This window comes from Pseudoalteromonas sp. NCIMB 1079 (assembly GCF_040567695.1).
GTDB lineage: Bacteria > Pseudomonadota > Gammaproteobacteria > Enterobacterales > Alteromonadaceae > Pseudoalteromonas > Pseudoalteromonas distincta.
On the sequence record NZ_JBEWZA010000002.1, the window covers coordinates 83,938 to 103,146 of the forward strand.

Below are 19,209 nucleotides of genomic sequence, written 5' to 3' on the forward strand. Positions count from 1 at the left end.
AAAGCGGCTAAATAGCCGCTTTTTTTATAGCTGAAATCAATAGATTAATATCTGCGGTGGTGATTTCGTTCGTAAAACTTATGCGAAAAGTAAATTCAGCTTCTTCACGACTCAGACCTAATGCTGTTAAAACATGTGATGCTTCAATTTCTTTAGAAGAACAAGCGGAGCCTTGAGCTAAACAAAAGAGCTCTTCATTGTCTCGTACCAAAATACCTACATTTGTTTTAGGTAAAGTTAAGGAAACCATATGCGGTAAAGCTTTTTCATTACCGTTTATAGAAAAAGGGATTTCAGCAATAGTAAGCTGCTTTAACAAGTAGTTACGTATCCCTTTATCTACAAAGCTTAGATAACTGTGTGGAAATGTATTTATTGCCGTTCCAAAACCGACTATTAACGGCGCTGCTACTGTTCCGCCTCTAATTCCTTGCTCTTGCCCTGCACCATGAATAACAGGTGTTAGAGAGCGTTTGCGCAAGTCTCGAATATAGACAGCTCCAATACCTTTTGGACCACCGATTTTATGAGCTGAAAACGACATAATATCAACATTCAGATCATCTACATCAACCTCAGTTTTCCCGAAGCTTTGCGCTGCATCACTATGAAAAAGAATGTTGTGCTCAAAACATATTTCACCAATCTCTGAAATAGGATTAATCGTACCTAATTCATTATTAACATGCATTACAGAAACAAGTGCAGTAGATGGTTTGAACAGGCTTACTATGCTTTTAGGCTCAATAATTCCTTCTTTGTTTGGCAAAACAATGGACACTTCAAAGCCTTCGCCTTTTAAATACTCGCAAATAGCAAAAATACATTTATGCTCAATAGCACTAATAATAATGTGATTTTTATCTTTTGGATGATCGCTATTAAGTAATATGCTCTTGAAGGCTATATTATTAGACTCAGTAGCACCGCTAGTAAAAATAATTTCACTTGGATATGCGCCGATCATATCAGCAAGTTCTTCTCTTACTTTATCTACTTTTTGTAAAGCCGCTTCACCTAAAATGTGACCTGAGGCTGAGTTTGCATAACAATTATCGAATGCATCTATTAAAGATGTTTTAACTTCTGGAAGTAGTGGGTACGAAGCCGCTGTATCAAGATATATCATTTAATTAATCCTTAATCTGAGCGTTTAATAATACCATAAAGTACTTAATCATTAATTTAAACCCGCTTAATAATGAACTTAAAAAGCTAAAGCCACTACCCCGAGTGTGTTGTCAAATTCAGGGGCGCTTGCCACCCTTTGCTGCTAACTAGACACTAGCTCGCCTAAACTGTCGTTAAATTCGGCCTCATCTTCATCACTTAAAGTTAGGTCGTTACTAAATCGAAGTTCAACAATAGCGTCGGCCATAAAATACACATAATTACGTTTATATTCTTGGGCGTTATATTGGGCAAATTCACCAAATTCTTTTGTTGCTGCTTTTTCATTAGAAAATGCTTTTAAAACGCTGCTTAGGTTATTAAGAGCCTGCTTTTGCCCTGCATCAAGCATACGTTTATTTATATTTTTAAGCGCCTGTAAAACCCCTTTACAGTAACTTGGTAGGGGCATGTTCGGCTTTAGCGAATCCCGATAGTCTTGCTTAGATAGGCTACATTTTGTTGGCATTTTTAATTCGTTTTGAATTACTTTATCCATGCTTTGGTTATACAACGCCATTAAGCTTTCAAGGTATTTTATCTCGCTCTCTTTTTGAAGGTTAATATCTCCAAATAAATCAGGTTGCCACTCGCTCGGGGGAAGCATTTGGGGTAATACACCTAACCCCATTAAATAACCTTGTATAAAATAGTAGTTTGGTTGTTTAGTGCTTAATTCACTGAGTTTTATAACATTGTTGCGAATTTTAGTTGGCGACATAACGTGCCCTGCTATGTATAAATTTATTATTAGTGTACCCATAGATAAGGTTACCAACAACGCTAGTTTGGTTGTTTTATCCTAAAACGAATTTTTAACGAAATATTTACAAATTTAAGCAAACCCGCGCCGCTAAAATACAAAAGCTGGTTTATACTGTTGTAATAATGAGCAAAATAATAACTATGAGGCGTAATGAATAAATTAATTACCGTATTTTTATGTTTGCTGTTTACGGCTCCATTTAATGTATTTGCTTGTGAAAGAACCTTTAGCGTGGCATCGCACGATGCTTTTTGGCCGCCTTATGTAATGGGCATTAACGGTAAGCTGCAAGGCTCGGAGGTTGATGCACTTAACATTATATTTGCTGACTCCCCTTTTTGTTTTGAAGTTAAGTTACTACCAAATTCTAAGCGGGCTTTTATTGAGCTTAAATACGGCCGTATTGATTTAGAGTGGGCTGCAAGTTATACAAATGAGCGCGCTAAATATGTGCACTTTAGTGATAACTACCGAACTGAAGTTATGCGTTTATACGAAAACAAAAATAATCAGCATAGCGTTAAAAACCTCGAAGACATTTTTAAACAAGGCTTTATTGTTGGCGCTAACTTTGGAAGCTATTACGGCGAGGAGTTTGAGCAATATAAAACAACGCATAAAAAACAAATTGAATACGCCAGTGCAACCAGTAAACGCTTTGAAATGCTTAACAAACAACGTATTGATTTTGCTATTGAAGACGAGTTAGTGGGTGCTTATTTTGGCCAAAAGGGCTCAAATATAAAATTAGTAACCAACATTGAGTATGTAAATAAAGACGATATTTATTTAATGTTTAGCAAACAAACGGTGTCGGTTACTGAGCTTGCAATAATTAATGAGCACATAAACAAAAACAAAACAGCACTTAATGCGCTGTTTAAATACTAGGAGTGTAATGAAAACTTTATTTTTAACATTTACTACACTGCTATTTACTCACTTTAATGCCCTTGCGTGTTCAAAAACATTGGTAATGGGCACTAACGAAACTAATTGGCCGCCTTATCTTGTAAAACAAGGTGATACATTTTTAGGCACAGAAGTGGATGCTGTAAACGCTATTTTTAAAGATTCAAAATTTTGTATTAAATGGACTTATTTTCCGAGTTTTTCGCGTGTTCAAGCTGAGCTTAAAAATGGCCGAGTAGATATAACCTACGCGGCAAGCTATACAGAGCAACGTGCTCAATATGCGCACTTTAGTTTGCCTTATCGCGAAGAAATAATGCTGCTTTATAAACATAAAGATTCGGCTGATGTAACCAGCTTGGCTGATCTTTTTAGTCAAGATTTTACAGCAGGTATTAACCGAGGAAGCTTTTTTGGTGATGAGCTTGAACAACTCACAACCAAGTATTCAAAACAGGTCGTGCTTACTGCTCAAGCAAATAATCGGTTTAGCATGTTAGATAAAAAACGAATCGACTATGTTATTGAAGACTCGGTGGTTGCGCAGTACTTTGTGAAAAAACACTCCTCAATTTCGCCGGTAAAAACTATTACACCGATTAACGTTAACAATGTGCACTTTATGCTAAGCAAGGAGTCGCTAACACTCGATGACGTGGCGACTGTTAATCAGTTAATTACCAAAAACGAGGCGGCTATAAAGTCAATTTACCAACCTATGCATTAAAACATAGCTAATAACTTAGCTATTTGGCGCCCCCTCTTTAATATTGCTTGGCATTAGTAATTATTTACATTGTGGCTGTAAGCACATTCAACACTACATACGCTAAAAATAATGACTTAAAACCGAGAATTGCCGTTATTTTTACTTGGTTATAAATTAGCTGCCTTTTATCTTTCATTCGTTGTGGCTGATCTGTATAATTCGCCAGCTAATTTACCCTATTGTCTGGTTCTTGTTTGTGGCGTTTTGCTGCAGCGTACTCCTGTCAGTACTAATCTAGGATTACCTTTTTTGATCTCCACCGCAAATATTACGATGCAGTTTGGCGCAGAGCCGTTGTTTGAAAACATTTCAGCTAAATTTGGTAACGGTAACCGTTACGGTTTAATTGGCGCTAACGGCTGCGGCAAGTCGACTTTCATGAAAATTTTAAGCGGTGCGCTTGTTCCAAGTGCGGGTAATGTATCTATTACTCCAGGGTTAAAAGTAGGTAACCTAAGCCAAGACCAGTTTGCTTTTGAGCAATACAGCGTTGTAGACGCGGTAATTATGGGCGACGTGGAGCTTTGGAAAGTAAAGCAAGAACGCGAACGTATTTACTCGTTACCAGAAATGAGCGAAGAAGACGGTATGAAAGTTGCCGATCTTGAAAGTGTATTTGCTGAAATGGACGGTTACACAGCTGAAAGCCGCGCTGAAGAAATTTTGCTTGAAGCAGGTATCGATAAAGAATTTCATTACGGTTTAATGGCAAACGTTGCCCCAGGTTGGAAACTACGTGTGCTTTTAGCACAAGCGTTATTTGCAAACCCTGACATTTTGCTACTCGATGAGCCTACCAATAACTTGGATATTCATACAATTACGTGGCTTGCTAACGAGCTTAACAAACGTAAATGTACGATGATTATTATTTCGCATGACCGTCACTTTTTAAACTCGGTATGTACACACATGGCCGATATTGATTACGGTGAGCTGCGTATTTATCCTGGTAACTATGAGAAATTTTTAGAAGCTGCGGGCTTACAACGCGAGCAACTTTTAGCTGAAAATGCTAAAAAGAGCGCTGAAATTGACGAGCTACAAGACTTTGTTAACCGTTTTGGTGCTAACGCTTCAAAAGCTAAGCAAGCAAGTTCGCGCGCTAAAAAAATGGATAAAATTAAGCTTGATGAAGTTAAATCTTCAAGCCGTATGAGCCCATCGCTTTCGTTTGACGAAGGTAAAAAAATGTATCGTCAGGCGCTTGAAGTTAATAAGCTTGGCCATGGTTTTGATGGCGAAACGTTATTTAGCGGCGGCGACTTTTTACTTGAAGCTGGCGCTAAGCTTGCCGTAATTGGCGAAAATGGTGTGGGTAAAACTACATTTTTACGCTGTTTAGTAGACGAGCTTAAAAGTAATGAAGGCGAAATTAAATGGTCTGAAAATGCGAGCTTTGGTTATTGCCCGCAAGACAGCACTAAAGATTTTGATAACGATTTAACGTTGTTTGATTGGATGTCGCAATGGCGTACAGCTAAGCACAACGATTTAATGGTTCGTGGCATGTTAGGCCGTTTGTTGTTTACAGCTGACGATTCAAACAAAAAAGCGCGTAACTGTTCTGGTGGTGAAAAAAACCGCCTGTTATTTGGTAAGTTAATGATGCAAGACGTTAACGTGCTTGTTATGGACGAACCAACTAACCACATGGATATGGAAGCCATTGAAGCGCTTAACAATGCGCTTAAAGACTTTGAAGGTACGCTTATTTTTGTAAGCCATGACCGAGAGTTTGTTTCGTCATTAGCTACACGTATCATTGATATTAAAGATAAAAAAGTAATCGACTTCCAAGGTACGTTTGACGAATACCTAGCAAGTTGTGAAGAGAAGAAAGCGTAAACTTTTTCTTATTGCTTATAAAAACGGTGCTAAATTTAGCGCCGTTTTTTTATGTGTGGAATTTGAGTTTAACTATAAAATTAATTAACAAAGGCTTAAATAAATAATTCACTAAGAGATTAAGAGACGCTACGCTTTTAGAGTCAGTGATAAAATACTCGTTTTCTGGCTTGGCTCTTCTCATTTACTCCTCTTTGGCTTCTCCTAGTACAATAGTTTTTCAAGTAAATAATTCACTAATGGTGATATAAGACGCAGCGCTTTTAAAGTGAGTGATAAAATAAAAAAGCACTGTTTTTTTGACTTTATTTTTCTTAGTTACTGCTGCTTCGCTTTTCCTTATGCAATTAATGGCTCTTATCGCAGAGCTAATTATTCACATTATTTTATTGGTAAATACTGCATACACCATTGCTTTAAATCTAGTCATATTCTCCTGTAAGTCTTTGTCGCTTAATGCTAATGTTTATGGAGTGAGTTATTTAAAACTTTAATGGCTAAACCAAGAGGTAACTATGTCTAATTGGGTTGAAGCAACAGTAAAAAGCGTAACATGGTGGAGCGAAACGCTCTTTAGCTTAACCGTTAATGCTAATGTAGAGCCGTTTAAAGCTGGCCAATTTACAAAGCTTTCAATAATGGATGGCGACAAACGTATTGCTCGGGCTTATTCATATGTGAATGCTCCTGAAAATCCCGATCTTGAATTTTACCTTATTAACGTTATTGACGGTTTGCTTTCTCCTCGTTTAGCTACATTACAACCTGGCGAAACCGTATTAATAGAACAACACGCAACTGGCTTTTTTACTCTTGATGAAATACCACAAAGTGATCAGCTTTGGATGTTAGGGACTGGCACTGCCATAGGGCCTTTTTTATCGATATTACAACAGCCCGATGTATGGAAAAAATACAAAACTATAAATTTAGTGCATGGCGTACGTTTTAATAACGACTTAAGCTATCAGGCACTTATTAACGAGCTATTAAGAGTGTACCCAGCACAACTCAACTATATTCCTGTTGTAAGTAGAGAGGAGCCATTACAAGGCTTAAGTGGGCGAATTACTAACGCAATTGAGAGCAACCGCTTGTTTGAATATGTAAAGTTAGACCCAAAGCCCAGTAATGCACAATTTATGATTTGCGGAAATCCACAAATGGTAAAAGACACAACCGCGCTACTTCTCGATAAAAACTTTACGCGTAACCGCCGTAAAAACCCCGGCAATATTACGGTAGAGCAGTACTGGTAGGCTTCAGTGGTGGTATTAACTACCCGATAACGTTAAAATTTGCTATGTTGCACCCTTATACTAATTTTATCAAAAATATGATCATTCTATCGCATTAAATAACTCACTAACTGCGTTAAAGGTTATTCATATAGAACAACTATATGTCACAATTTTCGCGTTGTTATTGCGCTATTTTTTAACGCTATAATAGATCGCCTATTTAATGTAATTGGTATTACACGTATTTAGTGTTCATTTTAGGAAAGTTATGAAACCGTTATCTATTATTTTAGCCTCATTAGTCACTACCGTTGCGCTAATTACTTATGCCGCAGAGCAAAGCGAGCCTGAGCAAAAAGAGCCGCAAGTTGAAGCTCAAGCAAGCGTTGAAAAGCCAAAAGTTGAAAATGAGCAATCAGTAGCTCAAACCAACACTGACGACAAAGTAAATACGCTTGAATACAAAGTGCCAGAGCTTAAAAAGCCAACAATTGATGCGACTAAACCAGACGATTCAAAAGTATTAGGTAACGAGCAAATTAAACCTGCTGAAAAGCCTAAAAATAAAATAGAAAAAGCAGTGGCTGTAGCCGAAGCTGAAAAAGCTGTAACGCAAGCAAAAGAAGCACTTACAGTTAAGCAGCAAACTAAAGCTAAACAATCGCGCGAATCACTTGCTGTGGTAGAGCAGCTAGTTAAAGCATATAACGCGCGTAACATTGAAGAGTTTCTTCGTGTATATGCCGAAGATGTTGAGTTTTATATTTTCCCTAATGAGCTATTATTTAAAGGTAAAGAAAAACTAATAGAACGTTATGGGCTAATGTTTAAAAAGTTGAAGTGTATTCACTCATCACCAATTAAGCGCATAGTGCACGGTGATATAGTGATTGATCACGAACTTTCAGAAACTTGTTCAACTGACGAAAACGTAGTTGATAAACGCTCAGAACTTATTTCGAGTTATCAAATTAAAGATGGGAAAATAGTACGCGTACTGTTTTTTAGATAAAGGCTTTAAATGCAAATAAATGACGACAAAAAAATTCGCTTAATGTATCGCATTGAGCCAGGTTGCCTTGGACCTAAGGGTGCTGAGCATATTGAAGATTTTTGTCGTTTTGCAAACAAGCATATTAAGTCACCATTTTATGGCCAATTTGTATTTTTACCACGTTACGATAAAACCATAGACGAGCGACAATATAGCGTTAACAGCCGTAATTTATCACTTGTGCAGGCTCGGGCTTACTTAAAGCACTTTGATATTAATATTGAAGAATTTGAAGAACAACTCGACGAGCTCCTCACAAAAGCGATTGATTTATACTTTAAGCGATAGCGTTTAATTGCTGTTGCTTAGGTATTGCCTCCCCTCAAACGTACATTTTTATTTATTTTAATTACTAAAAAATATAAATAATTTCTTTCACAAAGATAAGGTAATCAGTAATAACTGAGAAAAACCAGATCAGCCAATATGTATCATTTACTCTAAAAGCGCAGCGCCTCTTAACCTCTTTGTGAATAATTCGCTCTTTAAAAGCCTTTATTTGCACAATGAGAAGTAAAAGAGGAGTAAATGAGAAAAGCCAAAACCAGTATTTATATGTTTTATCACTCACTCTAAAAGCGCAGCGCCTCTTAACCTCTTTGTGAATTAATTAACTAAATATTTTAAAAGCCCTAAAAACAAAAAAGCGGTGTTAATTTTAACACCGCTTAATGCGTAATATATTTAGCTTTAGTAAGCTTGGGTTACAACATAGGTTTTATAACATCAAACACAGCTTCTATATGGTCGTCTCTGTCGTTTAGTGCCGCTATGTAACGGTATTTTTCGCCGCCTGCGTTTTCGAATATTTCACGGTTTTCACCTTCTAGCTCTTCAAGTGTTTCTAGGCAGTCGGCGCTAAAAGCAGGACTTATAATAGCTACATCGGTAATACCTTCATCAGGTAAGGCTGCAAGAGTTGCGTCGGTATAAGGCTTTAACCACTCTGCTTTACCAAATCGACTTTGAAAAGTACTAATTACTTTGTCTTTATCAAGGCCTAGTTTTTCGACAACTAAACGCGTGGTTTGTAAACATAGGCAATGGTACGGATCGCCGCGCTCTAAAAACAATTTAGGCATACCGTGATACGAAAAAACAATTTTTTGTGGCATACCATTCGCTTCTAAATCCTCACTAATACTATTAGCAAGCGATTCAATATAACGGGTGTTTTTATGATACCCATTTATAAAATGAAGCTCTGGCACCCAACGCCATTTACGCAGTACGCTTGATACCGCATCAAATGTAGAACCCGTAGTCGGGCTAGAATATTGCGGATACATTGGTAAAATAATTATACGCGTTAGGCCTTTATCACGAAGCTCTTCAAGGCCTGCCTCTATTGACGGGTTGCCATAACGCATTGCCATTACTACTTCTGTATTGGTATAACCTTGCTCTTTTAATAAGGCATTTAGCTTTACGCTTTGTTGGCGGGTAATATGGGTAAGTGGTGAGCCGTTTTCGGTCCATATACTTTCGTATAATTTAGCCGAACGTTTTGGGCGTACGCGTAAAATAATGCCATGTAAAATTATCATCCATACCAAGCGCGGTATTTCTACAATGCGTGGATCTGATAAAAATTCGCGTAAATATGTACGAAGCGCAGCCGCTGTTGGTGCATCAGGGCTGCCTAAGTTAGTTAGCAGTATTCCCGTTTTTTGGTTAAAACGCCCATCATGGGGGTTGTCAGTAACCGCAGAAAATCGCGACACAGAGTGCTCCTTCAAGCAAATTCAATAATCTATTTTATACACATTGTAACGAAAAAAACTGCGGTTTAGATCAATCATTTAGCAGTTTTCACCATTATTCTGAACGGAGTTGGTTTTTTCGATTCTAGCTGTTGGAGTTTTTCTATCGATTTACTGCCAAATACATGACCTTTGGGCAGCAACATTATGCCCGTATGGCTGTGTAGAGCATGGCCCAGTACCATTTGCTCTTTGAGTTCACGGGCGTTACAAATTAGCACTGATCCTGCTGAACTTTTTTGTTCGTGTAGTTTTGCATGGCTTGCTTCAAGTGCACATACAATTTTAGGATGATAAAACGATCCACTATAAAGTTTTACACTTTCGAGTGCGTCATCGTGGCGCTGCTTTTCATCACTTGCATTGCTCTGCTCAAACGCGTCCCAATAGTCGCGCGCTAAACCTAGCACCATAGCGCCTATTGGTATGTCGTTTCCGGCAAGGCCTTTGGGCATTCCGTTTCCGTTAAAGCGCTCAAACTGATAATAAATAGCATCCGACAAGTCATGTAAATGTATTGCTGGCATTAACATTAATTGTGCAGTACTTGGGTGAGTATAAAAGGTTTTGCGTTGTTGCTCGTTTAAGCGGTTAACTGGTTTTTTATAAAGATCAGGATCCATAGCAAGCAAGCCTATTTGCGCCAAGTAACCAGCCATAGGGGCAAGATCAATGCTTTTTTGCGACAAGTTTAAGTAAAGTGCTATTTGTGTGCAGGTATTAGCAATATTTTGTGCTTTGTTGCCATCTAGGTAAGGGTTTGCGTTAACAAAATTATATAGCAGCTCTACGGTCGATTTATGCTCTTGTTTTTCGCGCTCGTTGGCGTCTTCAAGCTTTTTTAAAACCTGTTTGATTTGTAAGGTGCGTTTTTCTACCCGTTGTTCAAGCGAATTATTAAGCTCTAGCAACTCTTGGTTTTGCGCTTTAACTTGTGCCTCTAATTTTTGATTTTGTTTTTTTAGTGCAAATTTTTCTAGGCTATCTCTAATGCTACGAAGTAATAAATCGTTTTGCCAAGGCTTTTGAATATAACCATTTATTTGGCCCTGATTAACAGCCGCTAAGGTGGTTTGTATGTCGGCGTAACCGGTTAATAAAATGCGTTGGGTGTCGGGTGCCAGCGCACGCGCTTTTTCTAAAAACTCGGCACCGTTCATTACCGGCATACGCATATCGCTAATAATTAAACCAAACTCATGATTTTTAAAAAGTGTTAATGCGTTTTGCGGATTATCGCAAACAATAACCGTTAAGCCATTTACTTCAAGTAGCCGGGTTAACGTGCGTAGTACTATTTCATCATCATCAATGCAAAGTACATCAACCTGATTTATTGGTGTGCTTGGTGTTACTTGAGTCATTGAATCGCCTTTAAATTACTTCTGGTTAAATAATAGCTTAAAAAAATATTCTATGGTGTGTTTGAGCCTACCTTTTATATTAAGTGGTATTTATATAATGGAGTTATTAGCAATAAGTGGATAATTACTCATGCATAAAATTAGGCCTTGGCTGCACTAAAGTTGCAAATTTGCATACAGACGACTAAACGTTAAGTATAAAGTTATCTATATGGATGAAAGGAATGAATGGATCAGATGGTAATTTTGAACGTGCTTTTTTAAACGAACAAAAGCTGCGCTTGGCCGCAGAACAATTACTCAAAGATAAAAGCACCGTTTTAGTTGCCATAAATAATGAACTACAAAAAAAAGTAGCCGATTTAGAACACCAGCAAATGCTGTTTGTGCAAACCGAAAAAATGGCAACCTTAGGAACGCTTTGTGCAGGCGTAGCCCACGAAATAAATACCCCGCTTGCCTATGCAATGAGTAATATAGAAAGCTTACAAAATTCTACCCCTTTGCTTATCACGTTGCTAAAACTTAACGAGCAATACTTAAACAATGAAATTAAAGAGAGCCGTTTTAAACACGAAATAGACATACTCAATTTACAGTATCCGTATGCGTGGATTTATAACAATTTGCAGGGGCAAATTAACGACAGCGTTGAAGGACTTAAACGTATAAAACAAATAGTGCATGACTTATTAAACTTTGCCCACCCCACCTCTTCTCAAGATAAACAATTAGCCGATGTAACAACGGGTGCTAATAATGCTTTAAGGTTATTGAGTAGCAAACTTAAATTATGCGAAATAAAAACGCGGTTTGAACCCCTACCACTCATTTGGTGCAATTTATCGTCAATTAATCAGATTTTTGTAAATCTTTTAATGAATGCTTGGCAAGCTTGCGAATTAGATTTAGAAAAAGGCTGCATTATTGAAGTCAATATTTTTGAACTCAACACAAATATTTGTATTGAAATAAAAGATAACGGTTGTGGCATGAATGAAGACACAATAGCGCATATGTTTGACCCTTTTTACACAACAAAAGAAGTCGGAAAAGGCACCGGTATGGGTATGACACTTGTATACGCTATGGTGAGCGATCACGGTGGAAAAATAGAAGTTAACAGTACATTAGACACAGGTACGACCATTCGCTGCCTATTACCTTTAAAAGTGTAAAATAACGAGCAAAACCACATTGTAAATAAAGCGTTAAACACTCTGCTTTTTGATGTTTAATCCTTTCTTAGTACGTATTTCAACCAATTTGACATGGTTTTTCTTATCTTGAAGTTTATTTGCATACTTAGACCAAATATTTCGTTTTTTTCATTTCTTTTTGCTTGCATATGTTGCTAGGATGTTTACAAAAGGTTATAAGCATCATAACCACACACATATTATTAAGAATATAAAAAAACAGGGTCGTCACTATGTCAACATACCGTTTAAACACACTTGCTGTAGCCGTTGCTTTCGCGTTTAGCGCACCAAGCATTGTTAACGCTGAAGAAGCACCAGTGCAAGCTGCTAAAAACATAGAGCAAATATCTGTATTAGGATCGCGTGTATCTAACCGTACCTCTACAGAGTCTTCTTCTCCTATTGATTTAATTGACGCGGATGATTTAACTAAAGGTGGTTTTACCGAATTAGGCCAAAGCCTTCAAGCGACAGCGCCTTCATTTAACTTTTCGCGTACACAAGTATCAGACGGTTCTGATTTATTTAGACCAGCAACACTTCGCGGCTTACAACCAGATCAAACTCTTGTATTAGTAAATGGTAAACGTCGTCATAACCAATCAATTTTTGGCCTTAACGGTACAGTAGGCGCAGGCGCTGCGGGTACCGATATGAATGCCATTCCGCTAACAGCGCTTAAAGGCGTTGAAGTATTGCGCGATGGCGCAGCGGCGCAGTATGGCTCTGACGCGATTGCAGGTGTTATTAATTTATCTCTTAATAACTCAACCGGTATTACAACGGGTTTTGTACAATACGGCGGCACAAGTGAAGGTGACGGCGACACTATTTCAGCAGGTTTAAACCGTGGTTTTGAATTAGGTAACGAAGGCGGCTTTATTAACCTATCGCTTGAGTACCGTGATGCCGACGGCACTAACCGCGCAGAGCGCGATACGGGTGGTTCGCTTAATGTTGAGCCAGGTACGCTAAGTGAAGATGTACGCTGGGGCCAAGGTAACTCAGAAAGTGAATTCACTTCGTTATTTTACAACATGGCTTTACCAATGGGCGACGGCGAGCTTTACTCGTTTGGTGGCTACTCAGAGCGCACTGCACTAGGTAATGGTTTTTACCGTAACTTTAACGAAGCCTCTAAAAACGTAACTCAAGTATATAGTGATGGTTTTTTACCGCGCATATATAACGAAGCACAAGATATTTCAGTAGCGCTTGGTTTTAAAGGCGATATAAACACAGACTGGACTTATGATGTATCGGCTGTTTATGGCGAAAACCAATACGATTTTACATCACGTAATACATTAAACGCTTCTTACGCGGCTGAGTATTTATTTAATAACCCAAGTGCAAGCGATGCCGACATTGCAGCAAACTCAGGCCCTACTGGCGGTTACTCAGGCGGTTTTAGATTCGATCAAACAACGGTTAACCTTGATGTAAACGGTATTGTAGATATTGGCCGTAGTGAGCCTTTATATGTAACAGTAGGCGCCGAATACCGTAAAGAAAACTACGAAATAGTGCCTGGCGATGAAGCATCATACGCGTGTGGGTTAGCAAATATGGATACCTCGTACCCATCAGTAAACGATCCGGATCAATTTGCACAGTGTGGTTTTCAGGCTTATAACGGCCTTCGCCCTGAAGCGGCTAACGACAGCGACCGTAACAGCTACGCAGTTTATGTAGACGTAGAAACCATGATCACCGATGCATGGAACGTAAGTGGTGCGCTACGTTATGAAGATTTCTCAGATGCTGGGGATGATTTAATTGGTAAATTAGCAACACGTTATGAATTTTCAGATGACTTTGCAGTACGTGGTGCAGTATCTACTGGTTTTAGAGCGCCATCACTTCAACAAAGTGGTTATACAGCCTTTACAACTAACTTAGGCTCAGACGGCACATTAACGCAGTCGTTCACGGCAAACACAGGGACCGCTTTCCCAAGTGCGTTAGGCGTAGATAGCTTAGAGCTTGAAACTTCAACAAACTACAGCGCAGGTTTTGTTTACGAAGTAACAAGCGAGCTTTCGTTAACGGTTGATTTTTACCGTGTAGAAATTGAAGACCGTATTACACTTGGCAGCTTACTTACCGCTGACGACATATCGTTTAGCGGTGATGCAGTTGCAGCGCTACAAGCAACGGGAGCTGTGCAAGCTAACTACTTCTCAAACTCGGTTGATTCTACTACGCAAGGTGTTGATATTATTGCATCGTACCGCACTGAAGTTGAAGGCGGTAATTTAGGAGTAACTTTTGCAGGTAACCTAAACGATACTAAAATTGACAGCGTAAACGCAGAAGACGGTATTCCTGAAGCGGTTGCTTTTGATGATTTACAACGCAGCTTTTTTACCGACGGACAACCGAGCGAACGTGCAACGCTTACGTTTGACTACGAACGCGATGCCTACACATCAACCATTCGCTTTAACTACTTTGGCGAAACAGACGTAAAATACTTTGGTAACGACCATATTTCATTACCTGGTGAGCTTTCGCCTACGGGGTCATTTAAACCAACAAGTACGGTTGAGTCTGCTGTGTTAGTTGATTTAAATGTTAGTTACCAAATTAATGACATGTTTGCGCTTTCGGTAGGTGCCGATAACGTATTTGACGAAACACCAGATAAATTAGGCGACGACGAAGTACTTAATTTTATCACCAACGGCGCATTTAAATACCCTGTACGCGCATTGCCATACGGCTTTGACGGCAGAACGTATTACGCAAAAGTAAGCTTTAGCTTTTAATTTATAAAGTAAACTAAAGTAATATTAAGCGCAGTTATTAACTGCGCTTTTTTATGCTTTTTTATTATTAAAAAACTACCAAATGGATGTTAAAAATACTTGCGCGGTTGAAAATTAAGCCTACAATCGCCATCTCTTAAATAGGCTAATATAAAAGCCTCTTTATTATTTAACTTAAAATAACCATTAGTTTATAGGAAATATATGACTAAAAAATCTAAAGCAAAAACCGCAAACACCAGCGCGGTAGACACAGGGCGAGGCGTTATAAACCACAATGCACTAGCGGCGATGGTCACCTCTAAATTATTTAAACCACAAGTGGTTAAAGCTAAAAAAGGCAAAGGCTCGTTTAAACGTAGCAACAAACATTCAGGACAAGAGTCCTATTTAATCGCGGCTTAATTAGCACCGATCAAATAGGGCTTTTGAATATAGTAAGCGAGGTTTTATACCTCGCTTTTACTTTTAGTTCTTTATTATTTTCACTCCCAAGCAATCCTCTAAAAACGCAGCGCCTCTAAACCTCTTTGTGAATAACAGCCCTTAAAATATGAATGCACAAAGAGAAGAAAAAGAGGAGTAAATGAGCAGACAAAGTCCATTTTTTTAAGCTATATGATATTTCACCATCGAGGCGCTGTGCGTTACACAAAGAAAACACGAGTAATGTTAGTCACTGCTCCTTGTTTTCTCCTTCACTTCTCGGTGGTGGTTAAGTTACTTGTTTACTAATGCATCCGACTAAATGCAAAAGCGGTGCTTTTAAACGCCAGCAAGCTGCACGTCTACAGGTGCTTATACTCAAGTTAGAAGTGTCATTTTTAACCTTTAAAACTATTATTTTTAACTGTTTGTGATGGGTTTTCACCAAATAGTTGCGTGTAATCTTTAGCAAATTGTCCCGCGTGCCAAAATCCCCAATTGGCTGCTATTACTGAAATGGGCTTATCTTGGTTTGGTTTTTTTAGCTCTCGCCTTACATTATTTAAGCGTGTTAAACGTAAAAACCGCAAAGGGTTAATTCCTAAAATACTCTCAAAGCTATACTGAAGTGTGCGCCTACTTACAAAGGAAAGCTCGCACAGCTCGGTTATTGTTATTGGGTTTTGTGGATTTGTGGCCACGTAATCTTTTACTTTATCTACTACGGCTTTTCGGTGTTTATAACTTGGCGCAATATTTTGCTGCGCATTGTCTGCTTGTAATAAGTGTAGTGCCAACATGTTTAGCATATCTTGTTGTGATTCGGTTCTAAGTCCAAAGCCCTTGCCTACAACCATGCTATTAATTATTTGTCTTGCCGTTTGCAAAGATGAGTTGCTCACCGATAAACGAGCTGATTGTGCAGATGCCAGGTTTTTCAATGTTACGCCTTGGAGCTGCGCCATATATTCAATTGAGTTCCAATCGATTACCAAACCATAAATATTAAACTGCTCAGGGGTTATCAGCTCAAAGTCGTTATCACTTGTACGGCACATAAATTGATTACTTGCCACACCTAAACCATTAATTTTACTTTGCTGTGACTGACAAGGAATGCCAAGCCAAACCGAATTAGGGGCTATATTACATTGCTGACGAAGCGCTCGCTCAGTGTATTCTTTAAACACATGAATATTGGCGTAATCCGTTTCTTCAATACAACCATAAAAGCTGCCGTCGCTCATTTGATCGTATTTTTGCTGCCATTGAGTAAGGCTATAGGCTTGCTCGTCTATATCGTGTGTTTGCACCTTGCTCTTTAGTGGTGCGTTGTAGCTATTTTGCTGCGCCATATAGGGGATGCTCTTTTTCGTTACACTTTTATTATGGTTAAGTTAACACCGCTTTACGTATGTAACCAATTGAATTGAATTGAATTGGATTAATAAATAATCTTTTGCCGAAATTCGATAGTTACTTGGTACAAAATAAGCTGTCTTGTAACTATTCAATATTGATTTATAGCTAAAGATGCAGCAAAACCTATACCAAGGTTGATCATATTAGTTATGTGGAGTAAATCATGGGGCAAGCGTACAGTTACACTTTAGGTACACATACTTATAAATTTAAGAACTTAGCCCAGTTAATGGCTAAAGCTACACCTCAGCGTTCGGGTGATCGCTTAGCGGGCGTAATTGCACAATCAGCACAAGAACGTGCTGTGGCACAAATGACATTGGCGGATATTCCTCTTAAAACATTTTTAAATGAGGTACTTATTCCCTACGAAGATGACGAAATTACACGCTTAATTATTGACGATCACGATGCAAATGCCTTTATGGCTATTGCACATTTAACCGTAGGCGATTTTCGTAATTGGCTTTTAAGTGACTTTGCAACACCTGCAGTACTTGCAAGTATAAGGCAAGGTATTACGCCGGAAATGGCTGCTGCTGTTAGCAAAATAATGCGCAATCAAGATCTCATATTAATTGCTAAAAAGTGCCATGTTACAAGTGCTTTTAGAAATACTATTGGCCTCCCCGGGCATTTATCTACACGTTTACAACCAAATCACCCAACTGACGATATTAATGGTATTGCTGCATGCATGCTTGATGGTTTGCTATACGGTAATGGCGATGCAGTAATAGGTATAAACCCTGCAACCGATAACGTTGCCCAAGCCATTAAATTAATGACGTTAATGGATGATGTTATTCAAAAGTACGCCATACCAACCCAAAGCTGCGTGCTCACCCATGTTACTAACACCATTGAATGTATAGAGGCTGGCGCACCAGTTGATTTAGTATTTCAGTCGATTGGTGGCACAGAGGCTACTAATTCAAGTTTTGGTTTTAATTTAAATACCTTAGCTGAAGCGCAAGATGCCGCTTTGAGTTTAAAGCGTGGCACTGTTGGCAATAATGTGATGTATTTTGAAACTGGGCAAGGCAGTTCGCTTTCAGCAAATGCGCATCATAAGCTTGATCAGCAAACGTGTGAAGCTCGCGCTTATGCCGTTGCGCGTAAGTTTAACCCGTTACTGGTAAATACCGTGGTGGGGTTTATTGGCCCTGAATATTTGTTTGATGGTAAAGAAATTACCCGAGCAGGACTTGAGGATCACTTTTGCGCTAAGTTACTAGGCATACCGATGGGATGCGATGTGTGTTACACCAATCATGCAGAGGCTGATCAAAACGATATGGATAACTTGCTTACGCTATTAGGTGTTGCTGGTTGCTCGTTTGTAATGGGAATACCTGGCTCTGACGATATTATGCTTAATTACCAAACTACGTCGTTTCATGATGCATTATATGTTCGCCGTGTACTTGGCTCCAGACCTGCCCCTGAGTTTGAAGCATGGCTAAGCAAAATGAAAATAATGCAAAGTACTACCGATATTACACTTTCAGATACCTTGCCTCCCGCTTTTGCGAAACCTCTGGGTGCAATTGCTGGAGGTGGCTCATGAAATCACGTTCAAAACAGAGCTCTCCTTTAGATGACTCAGTAAACGAGCATAAAAATAACGGTAATGTAGTGCACAATCCTTGGAGTGATTTACGCCGTTTTACCGACGCCCGTATTGGGCTTGGGCGTGCGGGTATAAGTTTACCCACCTCAGAAATGCTGGCTTTTCAGCTATCTCATGCACAAGCACGCGATGCGGTGAGTTTTCCGCTTGATATTAACAAAATGGCTGAGCAACTAGGCAGTATTAGTGCTCTAAAAGAGGTTGCCCCTCCCCTGCATTTACACAGCCAAGCCGTTGACAGGGTTACTTACCTTCAGCGACCCGATTTAGGCCGCAAGCTTGATGAAAATGGTAGGCAAATACTTCTCAGCTATATGAATAAACAAAAGCACACTACACAGGCTAAATACGATTTAGCGATTGTAGTGGTTGATGGACTCTCCTCGTTAGCGGTACAAAAAAATGCATGCCCATTTATAACAGAGCTATCAGCGCACCTTACAACAGACAAGCAATTTAAAATTGCCCCCATTACTTTGGTTGAACAAGGTCGAGTAGCAATTGGCGACGATATAGGTGAGTTGCTAAATGCGCAGGTAGTTATGGTGTTAATAGGAGAGCGCCCAGGACTTAGTTCGCCAGATAGCCTTGGCTTGTATTTAACATGGGAGCCTAAAACAGGACTTAACGATGCATGTCGTAATTGCATATCGAATATTCGCCCAGCAGGCCTACCTTATACAGAAGCGGCTAGGCGTGCGCTGTACTTATTACGTGAAGCTAAAAAACTAAAACTAACTGGGGTTAATTTAAAAGACCGTACACAGGACGATGTGATTGAGCATCAGGTTTCAACCACTAACTTTTTAATTGCAGAGTAATTTTAATTAAAAACATGTGAAATAAAACAATAAAAACTAAACATCAA

16 protein-coding genes are annotated in these 19,209 nt (G+C 38.9%); 11 read left to right on the top strand and 5 right to left on the bottom strand.

Annotation, left to right across the window (positions count from 1 at the left end; genetic code table 11):
- Positions 1–7: 7 nt before the first annotated feature.
- Both ABX891_RS17195 and ABX891_RS17200 read right to left on the bottom strand, forming a co-directional pair.
- Positions 8–1,129, bottom strand: a complete 1,122-nt coding sequence (locus tag ABX891_RS17195) for a cysteine desulfurase family protein (RefSeq protein ID WP_354630199.1) — start codon at positions 1,127–1,129, stop codon at positions 8–10.
- A 144-nt stretch (positions 1,130–1,273) separates the two neighbouring features.
- Positions 1,274–1,891: a UPF0149 family protein gene (locus ABX891_RS17200; RefSeq protein ID WP_354630200.1), complete on the bottom strand. Its 618-nt coding sequence runs from the start codon at positions 1,889–1,891 to the stop codon at positions 1,274–1,276.
- A gap of 195 nt (positions 1,892–2,086) precedes the next feature.
- Here ABX891_RS17200 and ABX891_RS17205 point away from each other — a divergent pair, with 195 nt between their 5' ends.
- From ABX891_RS17205 to ABX891_RS17230, 6 genes are all read left to right on the top strand, one after another.
- Positions 2,087–2,827 carry a substrate-binding periplasmic protein gene (locus ABX891_RS17205; RefSeq protein ID WP_354630201.1) on the top strand — a complete coding sequence of 247 codons (741 nt, stop codon included), beginning with the start codon at positions 2,087–2,089 and terminating at the stop codon, positions 2,825–2,827.
- Positions 2,828–2,834: 7 nt separating this feature from the next.
- Entirely contained in the window at positions 2,835–3,575 is a 741-nt protein-coding gene (locus ABX891_RS17210) for a substrate-binding periplasmic protein (RefSeq protein WP_354630202.1), read from the top strand.
- Positions 3,576–3,866: 291 nt separating this feature from the next.
- Entirely contained in the window at positions 3,867–5,465 is a 1,599-nt protein-coding gene (locus ABX891_RS17215) for an ABC-F family ATPase (RefSeq protein WP_182755808.1), read from the top strand.
- A 515-nt stretch (positions 5,466–5,980) separates the two neighbouring features.
- Entirely contained in the window at positions 5,981–6,724 is a 744-nt protein-coding gene (locus tag ABX891_RS17220; RefSeq protein WP_354630203.1) for a ferredoxin--NADP reductase, read from the top strand.
- A gap of 250 nt (positions 6,725–6,974) precedes the next feature.
- Positions 6,975–7,718 carry a nuclear transport factor 2 family protein gene (locus ABX891_RS17225; RefSeq protein WP_290192301.1) on the top strand — a complete coding sequence of 248 codons (744 nt, stop codon included), beginning with the start codon at positions 6,975–6,977 and terminating at the stop codon, positions 7,716–7,718.
- 9 nt (positions 7,719–7,727) lie between these two features.
- The gene (locus ABX891_RS17230; RefSeq protein ID WP_290192300.1) at positions 7,728–8,048 is read left to right on the top strand and encodes a hypothetical protein; all 321 of its coding nucleotides are present in this window, start codon (positions 7,728–7,730) and stop codon (positions 8,046–8,048) included.
- A gap of 416 nt (positions 8,049–8,464) precedes the next feature.
- Here the strand turns inward: ABX891_RS17230 and hemH are convergent, their stop codons facing one another.
- Positions 8,465–9,484, bottom strand: a complete 1,020-nt coding sequence (gene hemH / locus ABX891_RS17235) for a ferrochelatase (protein WP_354630204.1) — start codon at positions 9,482–9,484, stop codon at positions 8,465–8,467.
- Positions 9,485–9,558: 74 nt separating this feature from the next.
- Complete coding sequence (nosR, locus tag ABX891_RS17240; RefSeq protein ID WP_354630205.1) at positions 9,559–10,887, bottom strand: response regulator c-di-GMP phosphodiesterase, NosR family; 1,329 nt, start codon at positions 10,885–10,887, stop codon at positions 9,559–9,561.
- Positions 10,888–11,111: 224 nt separating this feature from the next.
- Here nosR and ABX891_RS17245 point away from each other — a divergent pair, with 224 nt between their 5' ends.
- The 3 genes from ABX891_RS17245 (at position 11,112) to arfA (ending at position 15,265) form a co-directional block, all read left to right on the top strand.
- Positions 11,112–12,065: a sensor histidine kinase gene (locus tag ABX891_RS17245; protein WP_354630206.1), complete on the top strand. Its 954-nt coding sequence runs from the start codon at positions 11,112–11,114 to the stop codon at positions 12,063–12,065.
- A gap of 254 nt (positions 12,066–12,319) precedes the next feature.
- Positions 12,320–14,860 carry a TonB-dependent receptor plug domain-containing protein gene (locus ABX891_RS17250; RefSeq protein ID WP_354630207.1) on the top strand — a complete coding sequence of 847 codons (2,541 nt, stop codon included), beginning with the start codon at positions 12,320–12,322 and terminating at the stop codon, positions 14,858–14,860.
- 204 nt (positions 14,861–15,064) lie between these two features.
- On the top strand, positions 15,065–15,265 hold the full coding sequence (gene arfA, locus ABX891_RS17255; protein ID WP_007583517.1) for a ribosome alternative rescue factor ArfA: 201 nt from the start codon (positions 15,065–15,067) through the stop codon (positions 15,263–15,265).
- 419 nt (positions 15,266–15,684) lie between these two features.
- Here the strand turns inward: arfA and ABX891_RS17260 are convergent, their stop codons facing one another.
- On the bottom strand, positions 15,685–16,641 hold the full coding sequence (locus ABX891_RS17260; protein ID WP_354630208.1) for a helix-turn-helix domain-containing protein: 957 nt from the start codon (positions 16,639–16,641) through the stop codon (positions 15,685–15,687).
- A gap of 230 nt (positions 16,642–16,871) precedes the next feature.
- Between ABX891_RS17260 and ABX891_RS17265 the strand changes: the two genes are divergently transcribed.
- Together ABX891_RS17265 and eutC are read left to right on the top strand one after the other, a co-directional pair.
- A complete protein-coding gene (locus tag ABX891_RS17265; RefSeq protein WP_354630209.1) occupies positions 16,872–18,278 on the top strand; it encodes an ethanolamine ammonia-lyase subunit EutB in 1,407 nt (468 codons plus the stop codon).
- Positions 18,275–19,162 carry an ethanolamine ammonia-lyase subunit EutC gene (gene eutC, locus ABX891_RS17270; protein ID WP_354630210.1) on the top strand — a complete coding sequence of 296 codons (888 nt, stop codon included), beginning with the start codon at positions 18,275–18,277 and terminating at the stop codon, positions 19,160–19,162. Before ABX891_RS17265 ends, eutC begins: the two co-directional genes overlap by 4 nt.
- Positions 19,163–19,209: the final 47 nt, after the last annotated feature.

Excerpts from the sequence above, each read along its gene's own strand:
- ABX891_RS17265 (WP_354630209.1), top strand. The coding sequence starts at position 16,872 with ATGGGGCAAGCGTACAGTTACACTTTAGGTACACATACTTATAAATTT.
- ABX891_RS17225 (WP_290192301.1), top strand. The coding sequence starts at position 6,975 with ATGAAACCGTTATCTATTATTTTAGCCTCATTAGTCACTACCGTTGCG.
- ABX891_RS17260 (WP_354630208.1), bottom strand. The coding sequence starts at position 16,641 with ATGGCGCAGCAAAATAGCTACAACGCACCACTAAAGAGCAAGGTGCAA.
- ABX891_RS17230 (WP_290192300.1), top strand. The coding sequence starts at position 7,728 with ATGCAAATAAATGACGACAAAAAAATTCGCTTAATGTATCGCATTGAG.
- arfA (WP_007583517.1), top strand. The coding sequence starts at position 15,065 with ATGACTAAAAAATCTAAAGCAAAAACCGCAAACACCAGCGCGGTAGAC.
- ABX891_RS17220 (WP_354630203.1), top strand. The coding sequence starts at position 5,981 with ATGTCTAATTGGGTTGAAGCAACAGTAAAAAGCGTAACATGGTGGAGC.
- ABX891_RS17205 (WP_354630201.1), top strand. The coding sequence starts at position 2,087 with ATGAATAAATTAATTACCGTATTTTTATGTTTGCTGTTTACGGCTCCA.
- ABX891_RS17250 (WP_354630207.1), top strand. The coding sequence starts at position 12,320 with ATGTCAACATACCGTTTAAACACACTTGCTGTAGCCGTTGCTTTCGCG.
- ABX891_RS17200 (WP_354630200.1), bottom strand. The coding sequence starts at position 1,891 with ATGTCGCCAACTAAAATTCGCAACAATGTTATAAAACTCAGTGAATTA.
- nosR (WP_354630205.1), bottom strand. The coding sequence starts at position 10,887 with ATGACTCAAGTAACACCAAGCACACCAATAAATCAGGTTGATGTACTT.
- eutC (WP_354630210.1), top strand. The coding sequence starts at position 18,275 with ATGAAATCACGTTCAAAACAGAGCTCTCCTTTAGATGACTCAGTAAAC.
- ABX891_RS17210 (WP_354630202.1), top strand. The coding sequence starts at position 2,835 with ATGAAAACTTTATTTTTAACATTTACTACACTGCTATTTACTCACTTT.
- ABX891_RS17195 (WP_354630199.1), bottom strand. The coding sequence starts at position 1,129 with ATGATATATCTTGATACAGCGGCTTCGTACCCACTACTTCCAGAAGTT.
- ABX891_RS17245 (WP_354630206.1), top strand. The coding sequence starts at position 11,112 with ATGAATGGATCAGATGGTAATTTTGAACGTGCTTTTTTAAACGAACAA.